Source organism: Bradyrhizobium sp. T-12 (assembly GCF_058314695.1).
In genome coordinates this window covers 1,108,709-1,134,406 of sequence record NZ_CM177756.1, presented here as the reverse complement: position 1 = coordinate 1,134,406, position 25,698 = coordinate 1,108,709, and the positions used below count along the sequence as shown (strand labels likewise).

Sequence of the window (25,698 nt, the reverse complement as noted above, 5' to 3'; positions counted from 1 at the left end):
ACTGAGGTTGCACTGAGCTGGCGGCGTACCCACCTATCGACAAGTATGCACCTTTTGGTAAGTACCCAAAAAAAATGTCAGACTCGATTTCTCCTGCGTCGACGTCACCACCGGTCCAGAGCTGCACGCCAACCCTGCCCGGCTTCACCTGCGGCCTGGACGCGACCCTGCGGGTTGTCTCCGGCAAGTGGAAGCCGCTGATCCTGTACTTCGTCGCCCAGGACGGCCCGACCCGCTATGGCGAGCTCCGCCGCGCCATACGCGACGTCAGCGACAAGGTGCTGATCCAGCAATTGAAGGAGCTGGAGGCCGATGGTCTCGTGAAGCGCACCGACTACAAGGAGGTGCCGCCACGGGTGGACTACAGCCTCACCCCTTTGGGCCATAGCCTTGCCCAGGCGCTCGTGCCGCTCTGCACGTGGGGCACGGAGCACATGGCGGAGGTCAGCCGGGTGTTCGCCGAGCGCGAGGGCTGGACGGCAAAGCGAGCAGCAGGCTGACGCGTTCCGATCAGTTCACGCTTGCGAGATAACCGGCCAGAATCGTCCGGCTCTGGCTGAGTGTCTCGATGCGCTCATTGATCAGATCGACTTGCTCGGCAAGTATTTTGCGTAGCTCGTTGCACGGCGTGAACGCCGGATCGTTATTCCGCACGCATGGCAGCAGGCGCTGGATGGTTTCGAGCGTCATGCCGGCCGCGCCAAGCATCTTGATGCGCCGAACGGTTTGCTCTTCCGCCGGGCCATAGTCACGATAGCCGGAGGTGGTTCGCTGCGGCGCCAGCAGCCCTTCCCCTTCGTAGTAGCGCAGCATTCGGACGCTGACTCCCGTCCTTCGGGACAGCTCGCCAATCTTCATCTGAAAACCTCTTGACCCTTACAGCGCTGTCAGACCTTACAGGGTCCGCTCATCCAAGTGAATGCCGCTTGAGAGGGCGCAACGATGAAAGCCTATCGTTTGAATAGCCATGCTGGTGCCGGCCGCCTCGCGCGCGCCGACGTCAACAAGCCCGAACCCGCGAGTGGCGAGGTTCGCATCCGGGTCGAAGCCGCGAGTCTGAATTATCGCGATCTCATCACCCTCGACCGCGCGGGCCAGAACGAGCTCAACGGCCGCGTGCCGCTCTCCGACGGCGCGGGCGTTGTCGACGCCATCGGCTCCGACGTCGTGCAATGGCGGCCCGGGGACCGCGTCGCCGCATCGTTCTTTCGCGACTGGATCTCCGGGCCGTTCAAGTCGAGCTATGTCCCGTCATCCCTCGGCGGCAACGCGACGGACGGAATGCTGGCGGAGTATGTCGTGCTGCCGGCAAACGCGCTCGTCGCCGTGCCGCCGCATCTGTCATCGGTCGAAGCCGCGACCTTGCCTTGTGCGGGCGTCACGGCATTCCACGGCCTCGTCGTACGCGGCGGCATGGGCAAAGGCGACATGTTGCTGGTGCAGGGAACAGGCGGCGTCGCCTTGTTCGGGCTTCAATTCGCAGCGGCGCTCGGCGCCCGCGCCATTGTGATCTCGTCCTCGGACGAGAAGCTCGCACGTGCCAGGGCGCTCGGCGGCTCGATCCTCATCAACTACCGAGATACGCCCGACTGGGACGTCGACCTGATGAAGGCGACACACGGCGAAGGCGCCAGTCATATTCTCGAACTCGGCGGTCCCGGCACCTACGACAGGTCGCTGCGATCGGTCGCTTCGGGCGGCAAGATCGTCCAGGTCGGCGTCTTGACCGGCTTCGGTCCCAAGCCCGACCTGTCGCGCCTGCAATGGGAGAATGCGGACATCATCGGAGTGACGGTCGGATCGTTGGACCATTTCACGGCGATGAACCGGTTCTTGACCGAACACGCGATTCATCCCGTCATCGATCGAGTCTTTGGGTTCGACGAGGTCCCCGAAGCCTATGCGCATCTGCGCAGCGGCGCCCATTTCGGCAAGGTCGTCGTGAGGCTTTAGCTTGGTGGATCGATCTCGCGTTGCCGGATATAGTCCCTGTGCCCGCAACGATCCGGAAGGACACCCCATGAGCGTCAACGCCGTCGTCTTCGACGCCTATGGAACGCTCTATGACATCCAGTCGGTGGCTGAGATCACCGAGGACACGTTTCCGGGCTATGGCGAGATCATCACGCAGGTCTGGCGCATCAAGCAGCTCGAATATACCTGGTTGCGTTCGCTGATGGGACGCTACCAGGATTTCGCGGCCGTGACGCGCGACTCCCTCGCATATACGCTGCGCGTGCTCGGGCTCGCCTATGAGCGCGAAGCCTTCGAGCGCGTGATCGAGAAATATCTGCACCTCGATCTTTATCCGGATGCGACCGCAGCGCTCACTGCGCTGAAGCCGCGCAAGCTTGCGATCCTCTCCAATGGCAGTCCTGACATGCTGAATGCGCTGGTGCGCAATTCCGGGCTCGACCGCCTGCTCGATGCCACCATCGGCGTCGATGCAAAGAAGATCTTCAAGCCGAGCCCGCAGGCTTATGAGCTGATCGGCGAGGAGCTCGGGACCGCGCCGAATGAGGTCCTGTTCGTGTCCTCCAATCCCTGGGATGTCGCGGGGGCAAAATCGTTTGGGCTCAAGGTCGCCTGGATCGAACGGGTGACGCCCGAGGCGATGGCGCTGGCTTGCGTCGAGAACGAAGTCGTGGCACCGCTCACCATGTTCAAGGCGATCCGCACCCAGATGGACGAGCTCGGCTTTGCACCGGACCACCGTGTCCGCGCGCTGTCCGAGCTGCCGGGGATTGCCTAGAGATCGTCGCCCGCCCGTGAGAAGTGAATGAGCCTGGAATCCGTTCGCGCCTTCTTCGCCGAAAAAGCCCCTGATATCACCGTGATGGAATCGCCGATCAGCTCGGCCACCGTGCCGCTGGCTGCCGAAGCCTATGGCGTCGAGCCCGGAATGATCGCCAAGACGCTGTCCTTGCGCGTCGGCGAGCGCGTGATCCTGATCGTGGCCGCCGGCACCTCGCGGATGGACAACAAGAAGGTCAAGGCGCAGTTCGGCGGCAAGCCGAAGATGCTGGGGCTGGAAGAGGTCGCCGACATCACCGGCCACGAGGTCGGCGGCGTCTGCCCGTTCGGGCTGAAGGCGCCGCTGCCGGTCTATTGCGACGTCTCCCTGAAGGCGTTCGACGTGGTGGTGCCGGCCGCGGGCTCGACCCATAGCGCGGTGCGCATCACGCCGGAGCGGATGGCCGAGCTGACCGCCGCCGAATGGGTCGATGTCTGCGAGGTCAGGCCGTAAGGCGGCCTGCACGATGTCTGATGCATTTGCCGGTCAGGGAGGCTAGCATGGCGGCCATGACCGACGACAAAGTGAAGCGACGACTGACCACCGTGCTGTGCGCTGACGTGTACGGCTATTCGCGTCTCATGGAAGCGGACGAGGCCGGAACGCTGGAGACGCTCCGCCGCTACCGCACGGCCATTGCGCGCCTGGTCGAGCGCCATGACGGCCGCATCGTCAATACCTGGGGCGATGCCGTGATCGCCGAGTTCGCCAGCGTCGTCGAGGCCGTGCAATGCGCGGTCGAGATCCAGCAGGAAATCTCGAGTCAGGCTTCGCAGACGCCTCAGGCGAGCCCGATGCAGTTTCGCATCGGCATCAACCTTGGCGACGTCATGGTGGACGGCTCCGACATCTATGGCGACGGGGTCAATATCGCATCGCGCTTGCAGGAGCTCGCCGAGCCCGGAGGCGTCGTGATCTCGAGCTCCGTCTACGATCAGGTCTACAACAAACTGTCCGTCGGCTTCGACTGCCTCGGCCAGCGCCCGATGAAGAACATCGCCCCCTTGACCAGCTATCGGTTGACCCTGGGTGGCCAGACAGCCGAGCCGGGAAGCGTCCCGATCGCGGCAAGCGCGCCGTCCTCGGAGCGCGCGCATGCTCCGCGGATGGACGAGCGGCGCGTGTCATTCTCGGCGACGAATGTCGTCTCGGAATGGCTTACAAGGGTGCCCCGCCCGGTTGCAGCGGCCCTCACGGTGTCGGCCTTCCTGATTGTGATCAATCTTTTCACCAGCCATAAGATCTGGTTCCATTGGCCGGTCGCCGCCATTCTGTTCGGAGTGGTGATGCGGATGGTGCTCGGAAACCGACCGGAATCGGACAGCAGAACAGAACGCTGAACGAAGCGGCACGGCCGCAGTTGCGGCCGGGCAGCCCTCCGGACCACGCGCTCAACAGAGCCTACGCTCAATAGCGCCTAATCGTCGTTGTCGTCATAAGGACGCGGTTGCATCTGTGAAGGTGGCGGCGGCGCGTTGTTATAGCGCGGCGGCGGTGCGACGCGGTTGCGCGGGACCTGCTGCTGCGGCGGCATCTGGTTGTTGGACTGGAAGACGGCACGACAGCCGCTCGATAGCTGCGGTGTGTTCTGCTGCAGACAGGCCGTGATGCGGCTCACGTCCGGAATCTGATCGCTGCACAAGCGCCACACATCCGGTGTGCAGGCCATCTGTTGTTCCATGGTCCCGCGATATTCTTCGGCGAATGCTGCGCCCGGCGCAACGGTGCCGCCGATCGCGAGCACGACACCCAGCGCAATCCGCTCTGTTCGCATGTCCGATCCTTCCCAATCCTCTCGAATTCTCATCAATCAATGAGGCGGCAGCCGGTTCTGACCCAACAACAAAATGTGAAAATGCCGGCCGGAACCGCGGGATCGCCTGGCGCCGCAGTCCGTGGCGCCGCCGCAACAAGGCTGGCGCAAACCAGCGCCTTTCGCCATAAGCCATTTCGCATCACGCCAAGAAGCGCGGCGAGCTTCCCGCTAGCAATGGGGCTGGAATGAGGACATCGTCGATGCCGACTGCAAGACCGGCTTGTGCGCCAAACGTCACATATGACCGGCATACGCTGCGGGGCGTGGTCCGCAGCGAGTTCTGAACGGGCGCCCTACTCCACCTTGCCGATCTTCTTCACCGCCGCGATCAGCCGCGTGCTGTCGGTCGCGACGAATTCGGAGAAGGCCGGCGCGTCCTGGTAGGCGACCAGACTGCCCGAGGTCTCGAAGGCCTTGAGCACGTCGGGGCTAGTCATCACCTGCGCCATCGCCTCGCGCAGTCGGCTCGCGATCGGCGCGGGAAGAGCGCTCTGCGCGAACAGTCCGGCCCAGATGTACATCTCGACGTCCTTGTAGCCGAGCTCCTGGAAGGTCGGCACGTCGGGGAAGCTTGCGATGCGCTGCGCGCCGCAATTGCCGAGCACGCGCAGCTTGCCGTCGTCGACCTGCGGCTTCAGCGTGCCGGGTGCAGCGGCGATGGCCTGCACGGTGCCGCTGAGCAGCGCGGTGAGCGCGGGACCTGCGCCGCGGAACGGCACGTGCAGCAGCTTGATGCCGGCGCTATTTGCGAACATCTCCATCGCCACATGCAGCGTGCCGTAAGGCCCTGACGAGCCATAGGTGATCTGGCCCGGACGCTTCCTGGCATCATCCACGAAATCCTGTGCCGTCTTCCACGGCGCGGACGCCGGCACCGCCAGCAGCGTGGGATCGGCGAGCACGCGCGCGATCGGCATGAACTGCGACACCTCGTAGGCGGCGGGACGGTCGAACAGCCGATCGGCCTCGGGCAGCACCGCGAGCGAGGACAGCGTCATCAAGAGCGTGTAGCCGTCGGGCTCGGCGCGCGCCGCCGCGGCATTGCCGACCGAACCGCCGCCGCCGCCGGCACGGTTGTCGACGATGACGGGCTTGCCCAGGATCCGCTCCAGCGCCATCGCCACCGGGCGCGCCGCAAGATCGGCCTGGCCTCCGGCCGGAAACGGCACGATCAGGGTGATGTTGCGTACCGGATAGGTTTGGGCGAAGGCCGGATCCGGCAAGGCCGCCCGCAACAGCGGCAATGCCGCAGCGGCGCGCAAGAGATCGCGTCGATCCATGATGGGCCCCCTGATTTTCTTATGTCGCTGCCAGCCTAACGCGCCAGGCGGCAAGAACAAGGCGTTTACGAAGCGTTCACCATGTCCGCCTCCGCCTGGAACGCATGTCTGGACCCGCTGTTGGCCTCTCAAGGAGAGTGAGCGATGCGGAATCTGGCGACCATCGACGTCGCGCTCGACGAGATGCTGGTGAATCTCGCGGCGATCGTTTTGCGGCTTTCAAAGCCCGAATTGACGCGGACACCGGAAGCGCGGCGCGCCTTGACACAATCCATCCATCAATACGGCGTGTGCGCCGCACGATCGCGCGACCCGCGCGTTCACGAATTGAAGACGCAGCTCGACGAGACGCTGAAGCCGAGCCTGCGCATCGTGGCGATCAACGGCGTGAAGGTGTCGTAGGTCGAACACCGCGCGGCCGCCGCTTGCACGTGCCCGGCAGCTGGGCCGCGAGGAAATCGCCGAGTGCTTCGACGCGGGCGGGACGCGGGCCGCCGGGCGGGGTCACCAGGTGCACGGCGCCTTCGGGCTGCTTCCAGTCTTTCAGGATGACTTCGACGGCGCCTGAGGAGATCGCTTCGCCGACGATGAACTCGGGCAGCTCGGCAATACCGAGGCCGGCGATCAATGACGGCATCACGGCTTCGCCGTTGTTGACGCGGAGCTGGCCACCCGGCCGCACGCTGGCCTGCTCGCCGGCTGAATTGGTGTAGTGCCAGATATTGGGCGTCGACATGTAGGCGTAGCTGAAGCATTTATGCTCGGCCAGATGCATCGGATGCGTCGGGCGACCATGCTTCTTCAGATAGGACGGTGCGGCCACCGTGAAGCGCGGCATGGTGAAGAGCCGGCGTGCGATCAGCGAGGAGTCCGGCAGGCGCGCAATCCGCACCGCCATGTCGAAGCCCTCGCCAATCAGGTCGATCGTCGCATCGCTCAGGTGCAGATCGACCGAGACTTCCGGATAGGCCGCGAAGAATTCCGGCAGCAGCGGCGCCACCGCCTTGATGCCGAACGTCATGGGCACGGCGAGCCGCACCAGGCCGCGCGGCGCCACCGATTGCGCCAGCGCCTCGTTCTCCGCCGCCTCGCCGTCGGCCAGAAGACGCGTCGCGCGCTCGGCGAGCTTGTGGCCGGCATCGGTCAGCGCGAGCCGGCGCGAGGTGCGGTTGAACAGCCGCGCGCCGAGCCGCTCCTCCAGGCGCGTGACCGCCTTGGACACGGTCGCCTTGGACATCGAAAGCTCGCTCGCGGCCCCCGCAAACGACCGCAACTCTACGACTTTTGCGAAAATCGCAAGGGCCTCGAAATCCGGGAGTTTTGCCATGGGACCGATCCGTCTGGGTTATTTATGGAAACAATGCGTTTCAACAGTTTCTATTTCTATACCACAGGCGGAGGCTTATCCAAGAGGTCAATCGCAGACCCAAGCAATGGAGAAATCCAAATGACCAAGAAGCTCTCAGGCAAGGTCGCCCTCGTCACCGGCGGTTCGCGCGGCATCGGCGCGGCAAGCGCCCGCGCCCTCGCCGACCAAGGCGCGGATGTCGCCATCAGCTATGTCGCCTCGCCGGACAAGGCGGAAGCGGTCGTCGCTGAATTGAAGGCCAAGGGCGTCAAGGCGCGCGCCTTCAGGGCCGACCAGGCCTCGGCCAAGGACGTCACGCAGCTCGTGAACGAGGTCGCCAGGGAATTCGGCCATCTCGACATCCTCGTCAACAATGCCGGCGTCGCCGCCGGCGCGGCCATCGACGACGCCAAGGCCGACACGGATGCGCTGGCGCGCCAGGATCAGATCAACGTGCATGGCGTGATCGCGGCGATCCGCGCCGCCTCGCAGTTGATGGGTGAAGGCGGCCGCATCGTCACCGTCGGATCGATGCTGGCCGACCGCGCCTCGTTTCCCGGCCTTGCCGACTACGTCGCCACCAAGGCCGCTGTGGTCGGCTACACCAAGGGCGCGGCCCGCGACCTGGGCCCGCGCGGCATCACGGTCAACGTGGTGCAGCCCGGCTCGATCGATACCGACATGAACCCGAAGGACGGCGGCGAGTTCGCCGAGACCCAGCGCAAGCAGCATGCACTGCAACGCTTCGGCCGTCCTGAGGAAGTTGCAGCCGGCATCGTCTTCCTCGCAAGCCCCGAGGCCTCCTTCGTCACTGGCACCGTGCTCAACGTCGACGGCGGGTTCGGCGCCTGATCAAGGCGCCGACCGTTCAACTCAAGGAATCACGCAGATGATCGAACTCAGACCTTTCGACAAGCTCGGCGGCGCCGACCATGGCTGGCTGAAAGCAAAACATCATTTCTCCTTCGCCAGCCATTATGACCCCAACAATATGGGCCACGGCGCCTTGCGGGTGTGGAACGACGACGAGATCGCGCCGAACACCGGCTTTCCCGCCCATCCCCACGCCAACATGGAAATCATCACCTATGTGCGCGAGGGCGCGATCACCCATCAGGACAGCCTTGGCAACGAGGGCCGCACTGAAGCGGGCGACGTGCAGGTGATGAGCGCCGGCAGCGGCATCCGCCACTCCGAGTACAATCTGGAGCCGACCAGGACGCGCATCTTCCAGATCTGGATCGAGCCGACGCAGCGCGGCGGCCAGCCGACCTGGGGCTCGAAGCCGTTTCCGAAGTCGGACCGCTCCGGCAAGCTCGTGACCATCGCAAGCGGCGTTGCGGGTGATGCCGACGCGCTGCCGATCCGCGCCGATGCACGGGTGCTCGCCACCACGCTGAAGGCCGGCGAGAGCGCGGAGTATGCGCCCGAGAGGTCACGGCACCTCTATCTGGTGCCCGCGGCGGGCGCGGTCGAGGTCAACGGCGTGCGCGTCAACGCCCGCGACGGCGCCGCGATCCGCGACGAGGAGAACCTGAAGATCACCGCGCTGGAAGACAGCGAGCTCGTGCTCGTCGACGCGGCGTAACCACACTCACCGTCATGGCCGGGCTTGTCCCGGCCATCCACGCCTCTCCACACCGAAAGCAAGAACGTGGATGCCCGGGACGAGCCCGGGCATGACGGCCCCAACCACTGCAATCCCCCCTAACGGAGACCACCATGACCAAAGTTCTCGTCCTGTATTATTCCGCCTATGGCCACATCGAAGCGATGGCCAACGCCGTCGCCGAAGGCGCGCGCGAAGCCGGCGCGAGCGTCGACATCAAGCGCGTGCCCGAGCTGGTGCCGGCCGAGGTCGCGAAAGCCTCCTATTACAAGCTCGACCAGGCCGCGCCGGTTGCCGAGATCGCGGACCTTGCCAATTACGACGCGATCATCGTCGGCACGGGCACCCGCTTCGGCCGCATGGCCTCGCAGATGGCAAACTTCCTCGATCAGGCCGGCGGCCTCTGGGCCAAGGGCGCGCTGCACGGTAAGGTCGGCGGTGCCTTCACGTCCACTGCGACCCAGCATGGCGGCCAGGAGACCACGCTGTTCTCGATCATCACCAATTTGCTGCATTTCGGCATGGTCGTGGTCGGCATGAATTACGGCTTCGCCGGCCAGATGAAGCTCGACGAGGTGACCGGCGGCGCGCCCTATGGCGCCACCACGATCACCGGCGGCGACGGCAGCCGCCAGCCCAGCGCCAACGAGCTCGCCGGCGCGCGCTACCAGGGCCGCCAGATCGCGGAGACCGCCAAGAAGCTGCACGGCTGAACTCCATGGCTGCTCCGTGGCTGAACTTCATGACTGAGCTGTAGGCTGATGCGATCGCGGCATTCCCCTTCGGGAATGCCGCTTCAGCGTGTGCCTTTGCCCATGGCCCGTGCGGCAAGGGCTGCGGCCGCGGGATAGCGGCGCAGGCCCTGCGCGGCGTGGTCGCGCCAGGCGTAGGGCAAGCCCCGCCAGGACAGCGCGACGCTGACGTCGGTCAGCGGCACCCTCTCGGCGCCGAAGCGCCGCTTGTAGTCCTGATTGCCGATGCTGAGGTCGAAGCGGCGCACGCCCTCTGCATGCAGCGCCGCCATGGTGCGCTCGCTGACGAGCAGTCCCGGCGAGCAGCTCGACCATGAATCGCCGGCGTGACTGATGCGCAGCAGGTAATAGGTTGCGCCTTGCCTGATGCCGAACGACGTGCCGACGATACCCTCGTCGCAGACCAATGCCGACACGACCGCATGGCCTTCCGTAACGCCCTGGCGCACGACATCGCGATAAAATCGCGCATGAGTCTCGTCGTTGAGGACGAACCGCGAGCCGAGCCGGCGCATGCGCGCCTGCTGCTGGACATCCATCACGTCCATCAGTTCATGTGCCCGCGCGACATCCGCGGCGATCTCGAACCGAGCGCCCGGGTGCCGGCTGAAGACGCGCCAGCAGCGCGGCATCTGCATGCGCTTGATCGAAGCTTGATAGTCCCTGTAGTCGTTTCCCATCAGCACGAGATTGCCGTTGAGCGAGGAGGACCCGATCCGCCCGAGCGACACCAGCGGATTCGGCTTGCCGCCGATTTGAGCCGGCATCTTCCTGAGCCGAAGCAGATCGAAGCGGTCCGGCAAGGCGCGCAACGCCTCGACCAATGCCGTGCTGATCGCATGCGCCGCCGCAGCGTCCAACGCGACATCGGACGCCAGGATCGGCGCGTTGTTGTCGGAGACGCCGAGATCGGCGAATTCGACGATGCGGATGCCGCGCCTCACATGGCTGATCATCGGCACCATCGCGATCGCCTTGCCGGTGGCAGCATCGGAGATCAGGGCGATCAACGGTGCGACGTCATCGAACGCCTGGTACCAGGGACCGAGCCAGTCGCCATGCTGGAAGGCAGTACGATGTCCGACAGTCAGGCGCGACGCAGCCTGGCGCCAGTCGCGCACGAAATCGATCGCGATGTCCGAGGTGCCGGACACAAGACCATCCAATTGCTCGACGCCGACAACCGACATCGGCGGGGCATACGATTCCTGAGTGTTTCCGGATAGATCATGTTTTGTCGCAGACCGGCTTATCGTTAAGCTATCGCCACTGCCGACAGACGCGAAAGCTCTCATGGCGCCGGTTCCGTCTGCGCGACGCATTGGAACCGCGCCAGAAAGTGCAGGCCGGCCACGGCCAGAGCGAACATGAACCAGATCGGATTCTGCCGTTCGAGCAGGAAGGTCTCGGTCGCCCCGTAATACAGGCCGAACAGCCACACGGTCAGGAACAGCTTGGCCAGCGCGCCACTGCGGCTGTGAGCCTGGGCTGACTGGAAATTGCCGAGCGGTGCGAGCACGAAGGCGAGGATCACCAGCAGCAGGCCCGGCAGACCGATGGTGACCGCGAGGTCGAGATAGCTGTTGTGGCTGTGCGCTGCGGACGTCGCCCATTCGGCGCCTTGCGCGGTCTGCCGGGCCGTGACGTCGTCCCAGAAAGCCGCATAGCCGTGCCCGATGATCGGCTTCTCGGCGACGGCCGCGAGCGCGAACTCCCAGATCGCGGAGCGGCCGGTGAAGGTGGGATCAAGCGGCAGCAGCCGCGTCAACGCTCCGAGCGCGGGACTCATCACGCTGCCGACCGTCAGCAGGTTCATCACGAGCAGCGGCACGAAGCAGATGATCCGCTTCAGCGACAGGCCGGGCGTGACATAGGCCAGCGACGCGAGCGCGTAGATCGCAAGGCAGAGCACCGAGGAGGTCTTGCCGCCGGTGAAGATCAGGAAGATGCCGGCGAGCGCCGCAATCGCCGGGCCCATCACGAACGAGCCCACGGCACACAGATAGATGCCGACATAGACCAGGATGGTCATCACGGGCGAAGCGACGTTCTTGTGGCCGAAGCTGCCGCGCCAGTCGCCGGCGAGCTGCGGCTCGGCGATGTCGAGCGCGGAGTGGATCGAATATTGCGGTGCGAGGAGGACGCCGAGATAGCAAAGCGCGAGCAGCACCAGCGCGGCCGCACCCAGGCACAGATTGAAGCTGCGCTGCGTCGGCGGCAGCAGCGGCAGCAGGATGGCGAGCGACGTCACGCTTGCGAGAAGCGCGAAGCGCTGGATCGACACACCGCGGCTCTCGGACAGGACGATGTTGATCAGCAGCCAACCGACGAGACAGAGATGAAGCGGCGTCACCAGGCTCTTCAACGCCGGCCCATCCGTGGTCGCGACGAACAGCACCGCAACCGCAGCCAGCAGGCCCCAGGACAGATAGGCCAACGCCATTCGTCCACCGCCGACGGTGGTGACATCGGCATTGCGCAGGTCAGGGAAGGGATCGAGCGTCACCAGCACCAGCAGCAGCGACGCGACGGCGACGAGACAGCGCGCGGCCTGCACGGCATTCAGCTGCGCAAGACCCTCGCGCAGCATCCGGCCCAACGATCGGGCCTCGAGGTCGCTCATGTCGGCGGCGCTGCGGTCCATGGTTCAAGACATCTGGTGACGCCGGTGAAGCTCTGGCTCAGGGCGCGGCTCCGCTGAGAGACCGTCAACGGGCGCGCCGGAACTCTGCGCCGCCGGCTGTCGCACGATGCTCCGCGCGATTTCGTAATATTGCAGCGCGCGTTGCTCGAGCGTGAGGTTGTCCAGGATAAAGCCGCGCGGATCGAACGAACCGGCGGCGCACCCGGCCCAGAAATTGTCCCAGCCCGCCTCGAACCCCGCAATGTCCGCAAATTTGGCCCCGCAGCGGTCGTCCCAATAGGGCACCGACGACACGGGCGCGAACTGCACGCGATGCGGATAGTAATCGGGGTCTCGCCACGGTCCGCCCGGATCCCAGGCGAACACAGGCACGCCGCAGGACAGGGCCTGCTGATAGGCGATGCCCTGGCTTTCGTTCTGGCACAGGAAGATCATCGCGCGCGAGGCCGCCAGCGCGGCCTGAAAATCCTCTTCCTTGTAGCTGCCGTAACGCAGCTCCGTGAAGGTGCGTCCCTCTTTTCGTAGGCGAGCGCGGACGGGCTCGATCAGCTCCGGTGCGTAGCGCTCGCGGTCCCAGTGCACCTTGTCGTAGATCAGCACATCGAAGGTCTTCTGGGAGGCGTGCGCCGGCGCCCACATATTCGTGTCGATGCCGATCGGCCAGGCCTCGGTCTCGGGCCAATGCGGCCGGTACATGTCGACGTACCAGGGGCCGGGTACCACGACCTTCTTCACGGGCAGACGCTTGAACAGGTCAGGATCGTCGAGCGGATGATTGTGGGCGGCGACGCCGAGCAGGATCGGATTCTTCCACGCGAACTTGTCGAGCAGGAAGGTGCGGCCGATGATGCAGGCCAGCTCCTCCGGATGCTGTGCGATGTAGCCGTAATCATTGACACGGTAGCGGATGCCGAGCCGGTCGAGCCCCGCACAGAGATTGAGGAACACGCGCAGCTGGCCGCTCATGCGCGGCTCGCCGAGCAGCAAGCGGCGCGCCATGCGCCGCAGATGCCGGTCGCCGGGAAACCAGCGATCGTCCTTGTCCTCATAGAAGAGGTTGAGGATCATCGCATCGGGGTCGTGTTCGAACGTCTTTGCGGGCACTGGATCCATCCGCGGCAGCCAGATGCGCATTCTCGCATGGGACCGGCCGTCGCACTCTTCCGAATTTGCCACAGGCTTAATGCCAGCGGCTTAACGCTAATTGACGAAACTGCTCCGACGCGCGCCTTCGCGGCGACGATCCGGCCGCAATGCGGAGTATCATTCGCACGCAGCCAATGCTGCGATCGACCGCATCATCCCCTCAGCAGATGCGCCCTGGTTAACAGACTCTTAAAGGCGAGCCGTGGCCCAGATCACCGCCGACGACGTTCTCGATTTGCCGGCCTCCACACGCATCGTTCCGGCGGTGCGCCAGCCGCTGCCGTCGCGTTCGACCCATTCGGTCTCCGTCGTCATTCCCGCCAAGAACGTTGCGGCCTATATCGGTGAAACCCTTGCCAGTGCTTTGGCTCAGGGTGAGGTGAGCGAAGTGTTCGTGGTGGACGACGGTTCCACCGACGACACCACTGCGATCGTCCGCGCCATTCGGGACCCGCGGCTGCGCCTGATGACGAATGATTCCGCCGGCGTGTCGGCTGCGCGAAATCTCGGCGCGCACCATGCAAGCGGCGAGTGGCTGCTGTTCCTCGATGCCGACGACCGCCTGCGCTCCGGCGCGGTGGCCTCGCTGCTGGCCGCGGCACGCGGCGCGCCGCGCGCGGTTCTCGTCTATGGCGACTACAATACGATCGACCATGAGGGACGCCAGATCGGCCGGCGCGACCTCTTGAGGGGACGCCGCAAGCCGTCCGGTGACGTGCTGACGCGGCTCGCGGCCGGCAATTTCATCGTCAACGGCGGCATCGCGCTCGCCCGCGCGGAAGCTTTCCGCGCCATCGGCGGCTTCGACACGTCGCTGCGATATTGCGAGGACTGGCATTGCTGGTGCCGCCTCGCCGCGATCGGCGAATTCGAATTCGCACCAAAGCTGCTGCTCGATTATCGGCTGCACACCGCCAACACCATGAACGCCGCGGTCCGGACGCCAGCAGACTTCTTTCCGGCGGTCGAGCGGGTGTTCGACGACGGGTTGATCCTGGCCAGATTGCCCGAGGGCATGGCTCCCAGGCTGCGCCTCGCCGCCGAGCTTCATCTCATCACCTATGCGGCGATGCAGGCGGTTCGCTTCGGCCGCTATCGCCAGGCCCTGGGCTATCTCGGAATGATCGGCCGGCGTTCGCTCAAGGCGCTGCCGCGTGCCACGGCGAGAACCGCCCTCGCCCGCTTCGGCATCTGACCGTCACGACACGATCTTGGAGGCCTCGTACGGCTTCGGCGCGAAGCCGAACGCCGCGAGCATGGAGCCGAGCGCGACCAGCGCCGGATGCATGGCGACGACGGCCTTCGACGTCGCCAGCAGGCGTGCGGAGCGGACCAGCGCGAGCGGCAGCCGTCCGAGCATCTGCGCGAACACCAACGCGCGCCCGCTCAACCCTTGAGCCGCCTTGGACTGCACGCGGTAATTGATCGCGCCGATGCGCAGGCCGCGCTTTGCGATCCAGCCGAGGCTGGTGCGGCTTTGCGGCACGGTCTCGGTGATGACGGCCTCCGCCGTCCAATGGAAGATCATGCCGGCGTCGCGGCACCGCACGAAGAAGTCGCAATCGCCGCCGCCGAGGAAGTTGAAGCGCAGGTCGAAGGCAGGACGATCGAACCGCTCGAAGGCGGATCGTGTGATCAGGCAATTGCCGCAGCCATAGATCAGCGGCACCGCGCCGGAATAATCGTAGGCGGGCGCAAAGGCGGGATGATTCGACAGCCAGGGCTTGCTGTCGTCCTCGAAGTCAGGCAGCACCGGCCCGCCGACCACGTCGGCACCCGTTGCTTCCGCGGTGCGCACCATCAGCTCGAGCCAGTCGGGTGATGCAATCTCGTCGTCGTCGATCATCAGGAAACGCGTCGCGGCGGGAAACAGCGCCTGCGCCGTCTCGAATGCAGCGTTGATCGCCTGGCAATTGCCCTGCCGCTTCTCGACGAGGCAGACGCCCTGCAGCCTGCCGGCGGCCAGAAACTCCGCAGCGACCGGCGCGCTTTCGCGCCGCGCAGCATCGTTCTCGACCATGACGACGGCAAAGGACCGCGGGGTCCGCTGGTTCGCGAGCGAGTCCAGCGTCAGCCGCAAATGTTGCGGACGGCGGAAACAGGGAATGCAGACGACGATGCCGACCGACAGGTCGATCACGCGGGAGCTCGCCGCGATCTCCCGGTTGGGATCGCGCACGGCATCCGAGATGCGCGTGGCGGACAGGTCTGTCGGGATCAATGTCATGACGTCCTAGATGTCCGAGATATGTTGAAAAAGCCCTGCTTCGATCACGTATCCCGCGACGGCACATCGCCGCGGGACAGATGCGCCCCAAAATGAGCAGCCGACCGAAGGCGCGTGCCGAGGCCTCGCGCCGATCTGCCGGCCGTCCCCAGACATCATCATGCGCTTGACCGCTTTCGCCTGTTTCTCCCGCGAAATCATGCGCACGTGATACTGCAATTCGCGGTCCATGCGACTGCAGCCATCCAACATGAACAATACCGTAGTTAATGCGCATGCGCATTAACCGGACCCTAAGCACTGCGATCGGTGACAGCGCCCGGCATCAGATTTGCTCTTCGGGCATGCGAGATTTTTCCTGTAAATTTGAATAGAACAAGCGCGGTCAAGAAACATGAACAAGCCAGCCACGATCGATTTCGCGACAGCCACGGCGATCCAGATCCCCGCGGCCACCGCACCCGTCCAGGCGTTGCACGATCTCGTCCCCGGCGAAGCCCGCGACAGCCTGCTCACCGTTCACGACCTGCTGCGCCGCGAGTTGCCGAAAGGCCAACTCGCCATCTACGAAGCCGGTGGCGGCTCGTGCAGCGTCCTGCCGCCGGAATTGCTCGGCCGCAGCAAGGTAACCGTCGTCGATATCGACGAGGACCAGGTCCGCAACAACGGCTATGCGGACGAGGCGATCCTCGGCGACGTCCAGACCTACCGTTTCGCGCAACAGACCTTCGATCTCGTGATCTGCTACAACGTGATCGAGCATCTGCCCCATGTCGACGCCGCGCTCTTGAACTTCCGCGATGCGCTCAAGCGCGGCGGCATGATCCTGATCGGCGCGCCCAATCCGCGTTCGCTATCCGGCGTCGTCACCAAATATTCGCCGCACTGGTTTCACGTCTGGTTCTACCGGCGCATTCGCGGCATCAAGGATGCCGGTCTGCCGGGCGAGCCGCCGTTCCCGACCTTCTTCCATCCGCTGGTGACGCTGCCCCGGCTCGAGGCGTTCGCGGCCGCCAACGGCCTCGAGATGATCTACCGCCGCGAGGTCGAGAGTCCGCGCTATCCCGAGATGCGCCGGCGCAAGCCGCTGTTCGCGGCCCTCGTGGACGCCGGCGCCGCCTTGCTGAACACCATGCTGTCGCGCGGCACCGACGTCCGCCGCGGCGACTATCACGTCATCCTGCGCAAGAGCTGACGATCATGGTGCGCAAGCGGCTCATCATAGGACATGCGGAGACCCGCAGCCGAGCCGAGCGCGGTAACGAACCGTTAATGTCCAGGGAGCCCTCGCGACCCCGGCGTCACGAGGACGCATCGCGGAGCGGCAGGCGCTTAAACGCTTTGTTTGCCATTTCAGTGAATAGTCCCTCAATGAGTATGGTTAATTTTCCCTGTTGCGTTGATTGGGCACCTATATCCCGGGTGCATGGCGTAGAGCGAAGAGTAACCCCTCAGCCTGCGGCAGTTGGAATGGAAGCTGGGGATCATGCTTGACTATAACCAGCCGATAGATCGGGCGAGACCCGAGTCCCCGCAACAGAAGTCCCAGGCCGGCTTCAACGTGCTGGAGCTCGCCAATCTGCTCTGGCGGCGCAAGGTCGCGATTGCCGCGGCTGCCCTGCTCGGCGCAACGCTTGCCGTCACCATCGGCAAGAGCCTGACGCCCCGCTACACCGCCACCGCCCAGCTCTATGTCGATCCGCGCGAGCTTCAGCTCGTCGACCGTGAGCTCACGCCGCGCGCGCAGGACGTCTCCGGCATGTCCATGGTGGTGGAGAGCCAGGCGCGCCTGATCACCGCCAATAGCGTCCTGCTCAAGGTGATCCAGCAGGCTGGTCTCGACAAGGATCCGGAATTCGGCGGCGGCGACGGCAAGAGCCTGATGTCGTCGCTGCTCGGCCTGATCGGCCTTCAGTCTCCCCCGCCCTCCGCCGCGGCCAACAGCGAAGTGCAGCTCGCGGCGCTCGAGGCGCTGAACCGGCACATCACCATCCGCAAGACCGAGAAGAGCTTCATCGTCGACATCGAGGTGTGGTCGACGGATCCGGCGAAGGCGGCGATGCTCGCCAACACGCTGACCAACGCCTACCTCACGGAATCCCGCAACTCGCAGGCGTCAGCCGCCCGGCGCGCCACCAACGATCTCTCCGGCCGCCTCAAGGAGCTGCGCGAGCGGCTGCGCAACGCCGAGACCGCGCTCGCCACCTACAAGGCCCAGAACAATTTCGTCGGCACCCAGGATGCGCTGATCAGCGACCAGCAGCTCTCCGCCAGCAACCAGCGGCTTTCCGCGGCCCGCGCGGCGACGATGGATGCCCAGGCACGGCTCGACCAGATCGAGGCGAGCCGCCGCACCGCTGCCGACGCCGGGGCGATTCCGGAAGCGCTGCAATCGCCGACGATCGCGAATTTGCGCGCGCAATATGCCGATGCGCGCAAGAAGTACGCGGAGCAGGCCGGCGAGCTCGGGCCACGCCATCCGGCGCTGCGCCAGACCGAGAAGCAGGTCGAGGACCTCAAGCGTACCATCAGCGAAGAGATCGACCGCTTCGCCCAATCCGCCAAGAACGATCTGACGCGCGCCCGCGACTTCGAAGCCTCGCTCAACCGGGCGCTGGAGGCGCAGAAGCGGCAGAGCGTCCAGCTCAGTCAGGCCGCCGTGCGCCTGCGCGAGCTCGAGCGCGAAGCCGATGCCAGCCGCGACGTCTACCAGTCCTTCCTCAAGCGCTCCCGCGAGACCGAGGAGCAGGAGAGCCTGAACACCTCGGCGGCCCGAATCATCGGCGAAGCGACAGTGCCGCAGCGGCGCTCGTTCCCGCCCGCGATGAGCCTGTTCGCCATGATCGGCTTCATCTTCGGCGCGCTTGCGGCGTCGAGCTGGTTCGTCGCGGCCGAGTTGCTGTTCGCCGGCGCAACCGCGCCAGCGCCCGCGCCGGCCCGCCGCGACCGCAAGCCGGTGCCGGAGAAGACCCGCGTTCCCGAGGTTGCACGAGAGCTGGAAGCATCGCGGCCCGAGCCGGCGTTGCGAGCTCCCGAAGTCGCGCAGCTCCCGCCCGAACTTGCCGCACCACCGCTGCAACCCGCGATGGTCGAAAGCCCCTTGATCGAAAAGCCGCTGATCGCGCGCCTGCAGGAGGCCGACGTCATTCACACGCTCGGCGCCATTCTCACCACCGGCGGCGGCGTCGATCTCACCCGGCTCGGCTGGCCGACCTTGCGGCCCGGCTTTCCCCTGACGAAGCTGCTCAACGCCTGGCGCGACATGCGCGCGGCCGTGGCCCGCCGCGCCGGCGGCAAGGCGATGCCCGTCATTGCGCTCGTCGGCACCGGCGAGACCACCGGGCGCAGCGTGAGCGCGCTGAACTTCGCGCTCGCGGCTGCGCGCGATGGCGCCCGCGTGCTGATGATCGACGCCGACCATCAGGCCCACGCGCTCTCGAACAAGGTCAGCCGCCCCGGCAAGAACGAACCGAGCAGGCTCGGCTGGCTCTCGATCGGCAGCAAGGCCGCACGCGAGATCAAGACAGTCAACGGCATTTCGGTGCTGCCGGCCGGCGAGGGCGATTCCGGCAAGGCCGCCGAGGCGATCCGCAAGGCGATCGCGCAGGCGCGCGCCGCAGGCGGCTACGACCTCGTGATCCTCGACGGCCCCGCGATGCCGCTTGTTGCCGGCGACCGCAAGCTGCTCGACGACACCGACGCGCTGGTGGCGGTGCTGCCGACCAGCCACGACATCAACGACAGCCTCGAAGAGGTCCTGACCGCGCTGGGCCGCGCCGAGCGCAAGCTCGTCGGCGTCGTGCTCGACGAGCTCACCCCTTCAGTCGAAGCGCGCCAGCGAGGCAGACAATATGCTTGAGCGCCGCGTCAACCTCGATGGACGGGCAGCGACTGCCGACGTGCCGCGGATCACCGTCGGCGGGCTTCGCATGGCCGCGCTCGACCTGGAAGCCACCGCCGATTTCATGATCGAGGCGACCGATCCCAATCACCGTATCGGCCGTCCGCTGTTCCTGACCTCGGCCAATGGCGAGGTGCTGGCGCGCTGCTCGACCGAGCCGCAGACCGAGCATCTGTTCCGCGCCGCCGATCTGATCAATGCGGACGGTCAGCCGCTGGTCGCCGCCTCGAAGCTGCAATCCTGGTTTCCGCTGCCCGAGCGCGTGGCCACCACGGACCTGTTCCACGTCGTCGCGCGCAAGGCGGAAGCGGCCGGCCGCACCTTCTACATGTTGGGCGCCAGCGAGGCGGAGAACGCCGCGGCCGTCGAGAACGTCCAGAAGATGTATCCCAATCTCAGGATCGTCGGGTACAGCCACGGCTATCTGCGAGGCGAGGCGCTGCGCGCAAAGGTCGATGAGATCAACGCACTTGCGCCTGATTATCTGTGGGTCGCGTTGGGGGTGCCCAACGAGCAGGCATTCGTGAAGGAATTCACGCCGCACCTCACCAATGTTGGCGTTATCAAGACATCGGGCGGGCTGTTCAACTTCCTGTCAGGAAGCCGTTCCCGCGCGCCGCAATGGATGCAGAAGATCGGACTCGAATGGGTCTGGCGCACCTTGCTCGAGCCGCGGCGCCTGTTCTGGCGCTATTTGACCACCAACCCCCGCGCGCTCTATCTTCTCTTCAGCCGCAAACGACCCCTCCGCTAAGAGAAGAGCAGAAGACACGACATGACAGACCGACCGACCGTCCTCGTCACCGGGGGCGCGGGCTACATTGGCTCGCATGCCTGCCGCGCATTGACCGCCGCCGGCTATCAGCCCATCGTTTATGACAATCTCTCGACAGGCCATCGCAGCTTCGTTGCCGGCCCCCTGGTCACGGGCGATCTGCTCGACGGCGCGGCGCTGGCACGCGCCTTCGCCGACCATGAGATCACGGCGGTGATGCATTTCGCGGCGGCGAGCCTGGTCGGCGAATCCATGACCGATCCGCAGAAATACTATGTCAACAATGTGCAGGGAACGCTGTCGCTGTTGCAGGCGATGCGCAACGCAGGCTGCCAGCGCATCGTGTTCTCCTCGACCGGCGCCGTCTACGGCAATGCCGATTCGAAGGAACTGCCGGAAGACTTTCCCTGCGCACCGATCAACCCCTACGGCGCATCGAAATGGATGATCGAGCGGATGCTCGCCGACTACCGCTCAGCCTATGGCTTCGGCGCGTTCTGCCTGCGTTATTTCAACGCCAGCGGTGCCGATCCCGCCGGCGGCATCGGCGAGCTGCGCGACAATGAAACCCATCTCATCCCCCGCGCCATGATGGCGCTGCAGGGCCATGTCGACTTCGCAGTGTTCGGCGACGACTACGAGACGCCTGACGGAACCGCGATCCGCGACTACATTCACGTCACCGACCTTGCGGCGGCGCATGTCGCGGCCCTGAAGCTTCTGGAAGGCGGACATGCCGGCGGCAGCTTCAATCTCGGCACCGGAGCCGGCTTCTCCGTGCGCGAGATCCTCAACGCCATCAGGCAGGAGACCGGACGCGAGGTGCCGCACACCGTCAAGCCGCGCCGCGCCGGCGATCCCACCTATCTGGTCGCAGATCCGTCTGCCGCGCGAAAGGTGCTGAACTTCGTGCCGCGCCATTCCGACCTGGCTACGGTGATCCGAACCGCCTGGGCCTGGCACCAGACGGCACATCCGTTCAGGCCGCGTTAGGCAATCAACGCAGCCGCAGCCGTCAGACGACGGCGCGTTTCAGCCGTGACGCCGCGGCGTCCGTGGCGACGGCGTCCGGCTCCGGCTGCAGCGGCGGGGCGATCGGCAGCACCATCGGCCGCAGCAGCTCGGCCATCTCGCGCGCCGGTACCGGTTTCGAGATCAGGAAGCCCTGCATCTCGTCGCAGCCATGGGTGCGCAGGAAGGCCTCCTGCTCGGCATTCTCGACGCCTTCGGCGACGACGGTCATGCCGAGCGCCTTGCCCATGCTGATGATCGCCTGTGCGATCGCCTGGTCTTCCGAATCCTGCGGCAAATCCCGCACGAAGGAACGGTCGATCTTGATGGTGTCGATCGGGAAGTGCTTCATCAGCGACATCGACGAATAGCCGGTGCCGAAATCGTCGATGGCGAGGCGAATGCCGCGGCTCTGGATGGCGTCGAGCACCTTGAGCGCGCGGCCGACATTGCGCATCATCATGCTCTCGGTGACTTCGAGCTGCAGCAGCACCGGCGACATGCCGCTGGCCGCCAGCGCCTCGTCGACGTCCTGCAGCAGATGCTCGTCAGCGAACTGCCGCGGCGACAAATTGACCGCCATCGACAACGGCAGCAGGCCGCGGCGCTGCCAGGCCATAGCCTGCGCGCAGGCCTCGTTGAGCACCCAGCGGCCGATCGGCACGATCAGCCCGGTTTCCTCCGCAAGCGGAATGAACTGCGCCGGCGAGACATTGCCGAGCTCGGGATGGTTCCAGCGCAGCAGCGCCTCCACGCCGGTGATCTGGCCGGTCGCCATCTCCACCTTGGGCTGGTAGTTCAGCGAGAACTGCCCGCGCTCCAGCGCCCGGCGCAGCGCGCTCTCCAGCGACAGCCGCTCGATCGACTGCGTCCTCACTTCCTTGGAGAAGAAGCGATAGCCGTTCTTGCCGTCTTCCTTGGCGAGATACATCGCCATGTCGGCGTTCTTGGTCAGCGTCTGCGCGTCGGAGCCGTTGGCCGGATACATCGCGATGCCGATCGAAGCCGTGGTGTGGCACTCGTGCCCGGCCAGTTCCATGGGCTGGGCGAGCGCGGCCAGGATCTCGGTCGCGATGTGCTGAACGTCGTCGATCTCGCCGCACTGGTCGAGGATCACCACGAATTCGTCGCCGCCGAGCCGCGCCACCACGTCGCTTGCCCGCAGCGCGCCGCGCAGGCGGTTGGCCACTTCGAGCAGGAGCAGGTCGCCAGCCTCGTGCCCCAGCGAATCGTTGATGACCTTGAAGCGGTCGAGATCGATGAACAGCACGGCAAAGCGGTGATCGTGCCGCTCCGCCGTGGCGATCGCCTCGCGCAGCAGCGCGTTGAAAGTCTCGCGATTCGGAAGGTCGGTCAGGCTGTCATGCGAGGCGAGATACTCGATCCGCTCGTCCGCCTGGTTCTTGGCGTCGGCGCGATCGAAATTCTCCACCGCGAAGGCGACGTTGTCGGCGAGTCGCTGCAACAGCTCGACGAACTCGGTCGTGAAAGTCGCCGGCTCGGTCGACATGTAGATCATGACGCCGACGGCCTGGTCGTGCACGATGAGCGGAAATGCCGCGCCGGAGCGCGCGCCGTCGCCGCGCACCACGGCGTGGAAGGCGCTCACGCGCTGGTCGTTGAGATAGTCGTTGCTGATGCAGGGCTGGCGCGTGCGGAACGCCGTGCCGCTCATCCCGCGTCCTTCGGGCCGCTCGGGGTCGATGGAGAGGCGGACGTTGCGCGTAGTGTCGGCGGAGGGGCCGGCGCTCGCCACGATTTCCAGCTGATCGCTGTCGGCCCGTGCCAGCGCGATGGTGGTCGAGGTGAACTTGGCACCGTTCGACGCCGCAAGACACACGAGATCGAACAGCTCGGCGCGCGACTTCGCCCGCATGATCGCCTCGTTGGTCGCGCTCAGCGCCGCGAACATGCGCCTCAGGCGCTCCTTCTGCGCCTCGGTGCGGGCCTTCTCCTCGGCACGCTCGAAATTGTCGAGTGCGAACGAGACGTTTTCCGCAAGGCGGGCCAGCAGCTCGACCAGGTCGGGCGTGAATGTGTCCTCCTCCGGAGCGAGGAACAGCAGGATGCCGATCGGCTTGCGGCCGTCGCGCAGCAGCGGGAAGCTTGCAGCGGCACGAGTGCCGTCCTCGACGGCCTTGGAGCGCCAGTGCGCCGAGCGCGGGTCGTGCATATAGTCGTTGATGACGCTCGGCCGGCACGTCCGCAGCGAGATTCCGATGATTCCCTGGCCCTCGGGGTGATCTGCGGAAATCGCGCAGGTGCGCCCGACCATCCGCTCCTGGAGCCGCCCCTTCACGGCGACGACCCGGACCAGCTCGGATGCCTCGTCGATGATTCCAATCGTCGCCGAGGCGAACATGTCGCCCAGCACGGCTGCCTGACATGCAACGTCGAACAGCTCCTCGCGGGTCTCGGCACGCATGATGGCTTCGTTGGTGGCGCTCAACGCCGCGAACATGCCGCTCAGCCGGTTTCGCTGCTTGTCAGCCTTGGCCTTCTCCTCGGCGCGGTCGAGATTTGCGATTGCGAATGACACGTTGCGCGCAAGACGTTCCAGCAGCTCGACCAGCTCGGGCGTGAACGTGCCGATCTCCAGGGAATTGAACAGGAACACGCCCTCGGTGCGATCGCCGTTGAGCAGCGGCAACGCCGCGGAGGATTTGACGCCGGTGCGGCGCGCGCTGTCGTACCACGGCTTGAGACGGTCGTCGGCCAGCAGGTCGTTGGTCAGGCACGGCTTTCGCGTGCGGAAACACGTTCCGGTGAGGCCTCGTCCTTCCGGCACCTCGTCCGTCGTTGCAAATTTGAGGCTGCGCACTTCGTCGGAGTTCGGCCCTGCGGAGGCGACGACGCGCAGCAGCTCGGAGGCGGGCTCAGCGAGCGCGATCGTGGCCGAGCCGAATTTGCCGCCTTGCACCGAGGCTTCGCAGACGAGATCGAACAGCTCGGCGCGCGACGTCGCACGGATGATCGCTTCATTGGTGGCGCTGAGCGCGGCGTACATGCGCGCCAGGCGTTCCTCCTCCGCCGAGATGCGGGCCTTTTCGGACTCCCGGCCGAAATTCTCGATGGCGAACGAGACGTTCTCCGCCATGCGCAGCAGCAGCGCGACGATCTCCTCGTCCTTGGCCCAGGAGCGGCTGATGAAGAACAACAGCACGCCGACACTTTCGCCGCGCTTGACCAGTGGCGCGACCACGCAGGCGGCGACGCCGGTATTGACGTTAGCCTGCTCCCAGGGCGAGCCCCTGGTGCGGCTGGCGAGGTCGTCCTCGACGATGGCCTTCTGCGTCCGGAACACCTCGCCTGAGATGCCTCTGCCAAAAGGATTATCCGGGTCGACCGAATAGCGTGCCTGGGTGACGAGCTCCAGGTTCTGTCCAGTGGCGGCGACCGGTTTCATCCAGTGGGAATCCGGCTCGCGGAGCAGCACGATGGTCGCCAGCGACTTGCCGCCGTGGACGGAAGCGTCGCATACGAGCTGGTACAGCTCCTGCTCGGTCTTGGCGCGCAGAATGGCCTCGTTGGTGGCGCTGAGCGCGCCGAACATGCGATTGAGCCGCCGCGCAGCCCGCTCGGTGGTCTGCTGCGCGGTCGCGCGCGCGAAATTGTCCAGCGCATAGGAAATGTTCGCCGACATGCGCTCGAACAGCGACACCATCTGCTCGTTCAGCGAGCCGGCTTCGCGGCGGGTCACGTAGAGCACGCCGACGCTCTTGCCGTTGCAGAGCAGCGGCAGCGCGGCAGCCGCGCCGATGCCGGCCGAGGCCGCGCCCTCGCGCCACGCCAGCGAGCGCGGATCGTTCAGATAATCATTGCTGACGCACAGCTTCTGGTCGCGAAACGCCTCGCCGCCGACGCCCGACCCTTCCGGGGTGCCGGCTTCCGTCGTGATCACGATCGAGCGCAGTCGCGGAATGTCGTCGCCGCAGCCGGCGGCGAATTGCAACAGACGGCCGTCCGGTTCGGCCAGGAACACGGCCACGGCCAAAAAGTCCCCGCTCGAAAACCCGGCGTCGCAGACCTTCTGGTACAGCTCGTCCGGCGATTTCGCATAGAGAATCGCTTCGTTGATGGCGCTCAACGCCGCAAAGGTGCGCGCGAGTGTCGTCGGCACGATCTCAGCTCCCGAGGCATTCTGCCAGTTTCTCCCGGGTGACTTTATGAATGGCCATCGCCTAAGTGGTCGTTATTGCGCGCCGCAAACCGTCAATCAAAGTGAACGAGCTGCGAACGGGATGCGCCAAACTGCCGAAAATACCGCCGCGCGGGACGGGTCTTCGACCAAAGGCGCGTTCTCTTTACGAATCTGCAGCCCTGTATTGGTTTACGGGAGATTGATATCGCCGCCGCGCTTTGAGACGATGGCCTTAACAACCAGCGCCCGCCAAG

At 65.4% G+C, this 25,698-nt stretch carries 24 protein-coding genes; 14 read left to right on the top strand and 10 right to left on the bottom strand.

Going from position 1 to position 25,698, the window contains the following annotated elements:
* Positions 1-74 precede the first annotated feature (74 nt).
* The gene (locus AC0WRY_RS05420; protein WP_194406009.1) at positions 75-500 is read left to right on the top strand and encodes a winged helix-turn-helix transcriptional regulator; all 426 of its coding nucleotides are present in this window, start codon (positions 75-77) and stop codon (positions 498-500) included.
* 10 nt (positions 501-510) lie between these two features.
* Here the strand turns inward: AC0WRY_RS05420 and AC0WRY_RS05415 are convergent, their stop codons facing one another.
* The gene (locus AC0WRY_RS05415; protein WP_194406008.1) at positions 511-858 is read right to left on the bottom strand and encodes a MerR family transcriptional regulator; all 348 of its coding nucleotides are present in this window, start codon (positions 856-858) and stop codon (positions 511-513) included.
* Between the two features lie 84 nt (positions 859-942).
* On the opposite strand from AC0WRY_RS05415, the gene AC0WRY_RS05410 reads away from it, so the two are divergent.
* The 4 genes from AC0WRY_RS05410 to AC0WRY_RS05395 all read left to right on the top strand — a co-directional run bounded on the left by AC0WRY_RS05410 (position 943) and on the right by AC0WRY_RS05395 (position 4,134).
* The gene (locus AC0WRY_RS05410; protein ID WP_491122766.1) at positions 943-1,953 is read left to right on the top strand and encodes a zinc-dependent alcohol dehydrogenase family protein; all 1,011 of its coding nucleotides are present in this window, start codon (positions 943-945) and stop codon (positions 1,951-1,953) included.
* A 67-nt stretch (positions 1,954-2,020) separates the two neighbouring features.
* Positions 2,021-2,752, top strand: coding sequence for a haloacid dehalogenase type II (locus tag AC0WRY_RS05405; protein ID WP_491122765.1), 732 nt, complete (start codon positions 2,021-2,023; stop codon positions 2,750-2,752).
* A gap of 27 nt (positions 2,753-2,779) precedes the next feature.
* Positions 2,780-3,247 carry a YbaK/EbsC family protein gene (locus AC0WRY_RS05400; RefSeq protein ID WP_211418551.1) on the top strand — a complete coding sequence of 156 codons (468 nt, stop codon included), beginning with the start codon at positions 2,780-2,782 and terminating at the stop codon, positions 3,245-3,247.
* Between the two features lie 56 nt (positions 3,248-3,303).
* Positions 3,304-4,134, top strand: a complete 831-nt coding sequence (locus AC0WRY_RS05395) for an adenylate/guanylate cyclase domain-containing protein (protein WP_491123444.1) — start codon at positions 3,304-3,306, stop codon at positions 4,132-4,134.
* Positions 4,135-4,211: 77 nt separating this feature from the next.
* Here the strand turns inward: AC0WRY_RS05395 and AC0WRY_RS05390 are convergent, their stop codons facing one another.
* Complete coding sequence (locus AC0WRY_RS05390) at positions 4,212-4,568, bottom strand: hypothetical protein (RefSeq protein WP_491122764.1); 357 nt, start codon at positions 4,566-4,568, stop codon at positions 4,212-4,214.
* A gap of 335 nt (positions 4,569-4,903) precedes the next feature.
* On the bottom strand, positions 4,904-5,890 hold the full coding sequence (locus AC0WRY_RS05385; RefSeq protein WP_491122763.1) for a tripartite tricarboxylate transporter substrate binding protein: 987 nt from the start codon (positions 5,888-5,890) through the stop codon (positions 4,904-4,906).
* A 144-nt stretch (positions 5,891-6,034) separates the two neighbouring features.
* Here AC0WRY_RS05385 and AC0WRY_RS05380 point away from each other — a divergent pair, with 144 nt between their 5' ends.
* Positions 6,035-6,292, top strand: coding sequence for a hypothetical protein (locus tag AC0WRY_RS05380; RefSeq protein ID WP_194406003.1), 258 nt, complete (start codon positions 6,035-6,037; stop codon positions 6,290-6,292).
* Here AC0WRY_RS05380 and AC0WRY_RS05375 read toward each other — a convergent pair.
* A complete protein-coding gene (locus AC0WRY_RS05375; protein WP_194406002.1) occupies positions 6,270-7,217 on the bottom strand; it encodes a LysR family transcriptional regulator in 948 nt (315 codons plus the stop codon). The two genes, AC0WRY_RS05380 and AC0WRY_RS05375, sit on opposite strands and share 23 nt — an antisense overlap.
* Positions 7,218-7,337: 120 nt before the next feature.
* On the opposite strand from AC0WRY_RS05375, the gene AC0WRY_RS05370 reads away from it, so the two are divergent.
* The 3 genes from AC0WRY_RS05370 (at position 7,338) to wrbA (ending at position 9,560) form a co-directional block, all read left to right on the top strand.
* On the top strand, positions 7,338-8,090 hold the full coding sequence (locus tag AC0WRY_RS05370; protein WP_491122762.1) for an SDR family NAD(P)-dependent oxidoreductase: 753 nt from the start codon (positions 7,338-7,340) through the stop codon (positions 8,088-8,090).
* 37 nt (positions 8,091-8,127) lie between these two features.
* On the top strand, positions 8,128-8,826 hold the full coding sequence (locus AC0WRY_RS05365; RefSeq protein WP_194406000.1) for a pirin family protein: 699 nt from the start codon (positions 8,128-8,130) through the stop codon (positions 8,824-8,826).
* A gap of 134 nt (positions 8,827-8,960) precedes the next feature.
* Entirely contained in the window at positions 8,961-9,560 is a 600-nt protein-coding gene (gene wrbA, locus AC0WRY_RS05360; RefSeq protein WP_194405999.1) for an NAD(P)H:quinone oxidoreductase, read from the top strand.
* Positions 9,561-9,643: 83 nt separating this feature from the next.
* Here the strand turns inward: wrbA and AC0WRY_RS05355 are convergent, their stop codons facing one another.
* The 3 genes from AC0WRY_RS05355 to AC0WRY_RS05345 form a co-directional block, all read right to left on the bottom strand.
* A complete protein-coding gene (locus AC0WRY_RS05355; RefSeq protein ID WP_491122761.1) occupies positions 9,644-10,789 on the bottom strand; it encodes a GNAT family N-acetyltransferase in 1,146 nt (381 codons plus the stop codon).
* Between the two features lie 101 nt (positions 10,790-10,890).
* The gene (locus AC0WRY_RS05350; RefSeq protein ID WP_491122760.1) at positions 10,891-12,243 is read right to left on the bottom strand and encodes an O-antigen ligase family protein; all 1,353 of its coding nucleotides are present in this window, start codon (positions 12,241-12,243) and stop codon (positions 10,891-10,893) included.
* 3 nt (positions 12,244-12,246) lie between these two features.
* The gene (locus AC0WRY_RS05345; protein WP_491122759.1) at positions 12,247-13,347 is read right to left on the bottom strand and encodes a glycosyltransferase; all 1,101 of its coding nucleotides are present in this window, start codon (positions 13,345-13,347) and stop codon (positions 12,247-12,249) included.
* Positions 13,348-13,591: 244 nt separating this feature from the next.
* Between AC0WRY_RS05345 and AC0WRY_RS05340 the strand changes: the two genes are divergently transcribed.
* Positions 13,592-14,584 carry a glycosyltransferase gene (locus tag AC0WRY_RS05340; protein ID WP_491122758.1) on the top strand — a complete coding sequence of 331 codons (993 nt, stop codon included), beginning with the start codon at positions 13,592-13,594 and terminating at the stop codon, positions 14,582-14,584.
* Between the two features lie 3 nt (positions 14,585-14,587).
* Here AC0WRY_RS05340 and AC0WRY_RS05335 read toward each other — a convergent pair whose 3' ends face one another.
* Positions 14,588-15,616, bottom strand: coding sequence for a glycosyltransferase family 2 protein (locus AC0WRY_RS05335; RefSeq protein ID WP_491122757.1), 1,029 nt, complete (start codon positions 15,614-15,616; stop codon positions 14,588-14,590).
* 6 nt (positions 15,617-15,622) lie between these two features.
* On the bottom strand, positions 15,623-15,847 hold the full coding sequence (locus AC0WRY_RS05330) for a hypothetical protein (RefSeq protein ID WP_194405993.1): 225 nt from the start codon (positions 15,845-15,847) through the stop codon (positions 15,623-15,625).
* Between the two features lie 163 nt (positions 15,848-16,010).
* On the opposite strand from AC0WRY_RS05330, the gene AC0WRY_RS05325 reads away from it, so the two are divergent.
* The 4 genes from AC0WRY_RS05325 (at position 16,011) to galE (ending at position 21,285) form a co-directional block, all read left to right on the top strand.
* Positions 16,011-16,811 carry a class I SAM-dependent methyltransferase gene (locus tag AC0WRY_RS05325; protein WP_194405992.1) on the top strand — a complete coding sequence of 267 codons (801 nt, stop codon included), beginning with the start codon at positions 16,011-16,013 and terminating at the stop codon, positions 16,809-16,811.
* A 291-nt stretch (positions 16,812-17,102) separates the two neighbouring features.
* Complete coding sequence (locus AC0WRY_RS05320) at positions 17,103-19,475, top strand: exopolysaccharide transport family protein (RefSeq protein ID WP_194405991.1); 2,373 nt, start codon at positions 17,103-17,105, stop codon at positions 19,473-19,475.
* A complete protein-coding gene (locus AC0WRY_RS05315) occupies positions 19,468-20,271 on the top strand; it encodes a WecB/TagA/CpsF family glycosyltransferase (protein WP_194405990.1) in 804 nt (267 codons plus the stop codon). The genes AC0WRY_RS05320 and AC0WRY_RS05315 overlap by 8 nt, the downstream gene beginning before the upstream one ends.
* A gap of 21 nt (positions 20,272-20,292) precedes the next feature.
* Positions 20,293-21,285 carry a UDP-glucose 4-epimerase GalE gene (gene galE / locus AC0WRY_RS05310; protein WP_194405989.1) on the top strand — a complete coding sequence of 331 codons (993 nt, stop codon included), beginning with the start codon at positions 20,293-20,295 and terminating at the stop codon, positions 21,283-21,285.
* A 22-nt stretch (positions 21,286-21,307) separates the two neighbouring features.
* Here galE and AC0WRY_RS05305 read toward each other — a convergent pair whose 3' ends face one another.
* Positions 21,308-25,423 carry a bifunctional diguanylate cyclase/phosphodiesterase gene (locus AC0WRY_RS05305; RefSeq protein WP_491122756.1) on the bottom strand — a complete coding sequence of 1,372 codons (4,116 nt, stop codon included), beginning with the start codon at positions 25,421-25,423 and terminating at the stop codon, positions 21,308-21,310.
* Positions 25,424-25,698 lie beyond the last annotated feature (275 nt).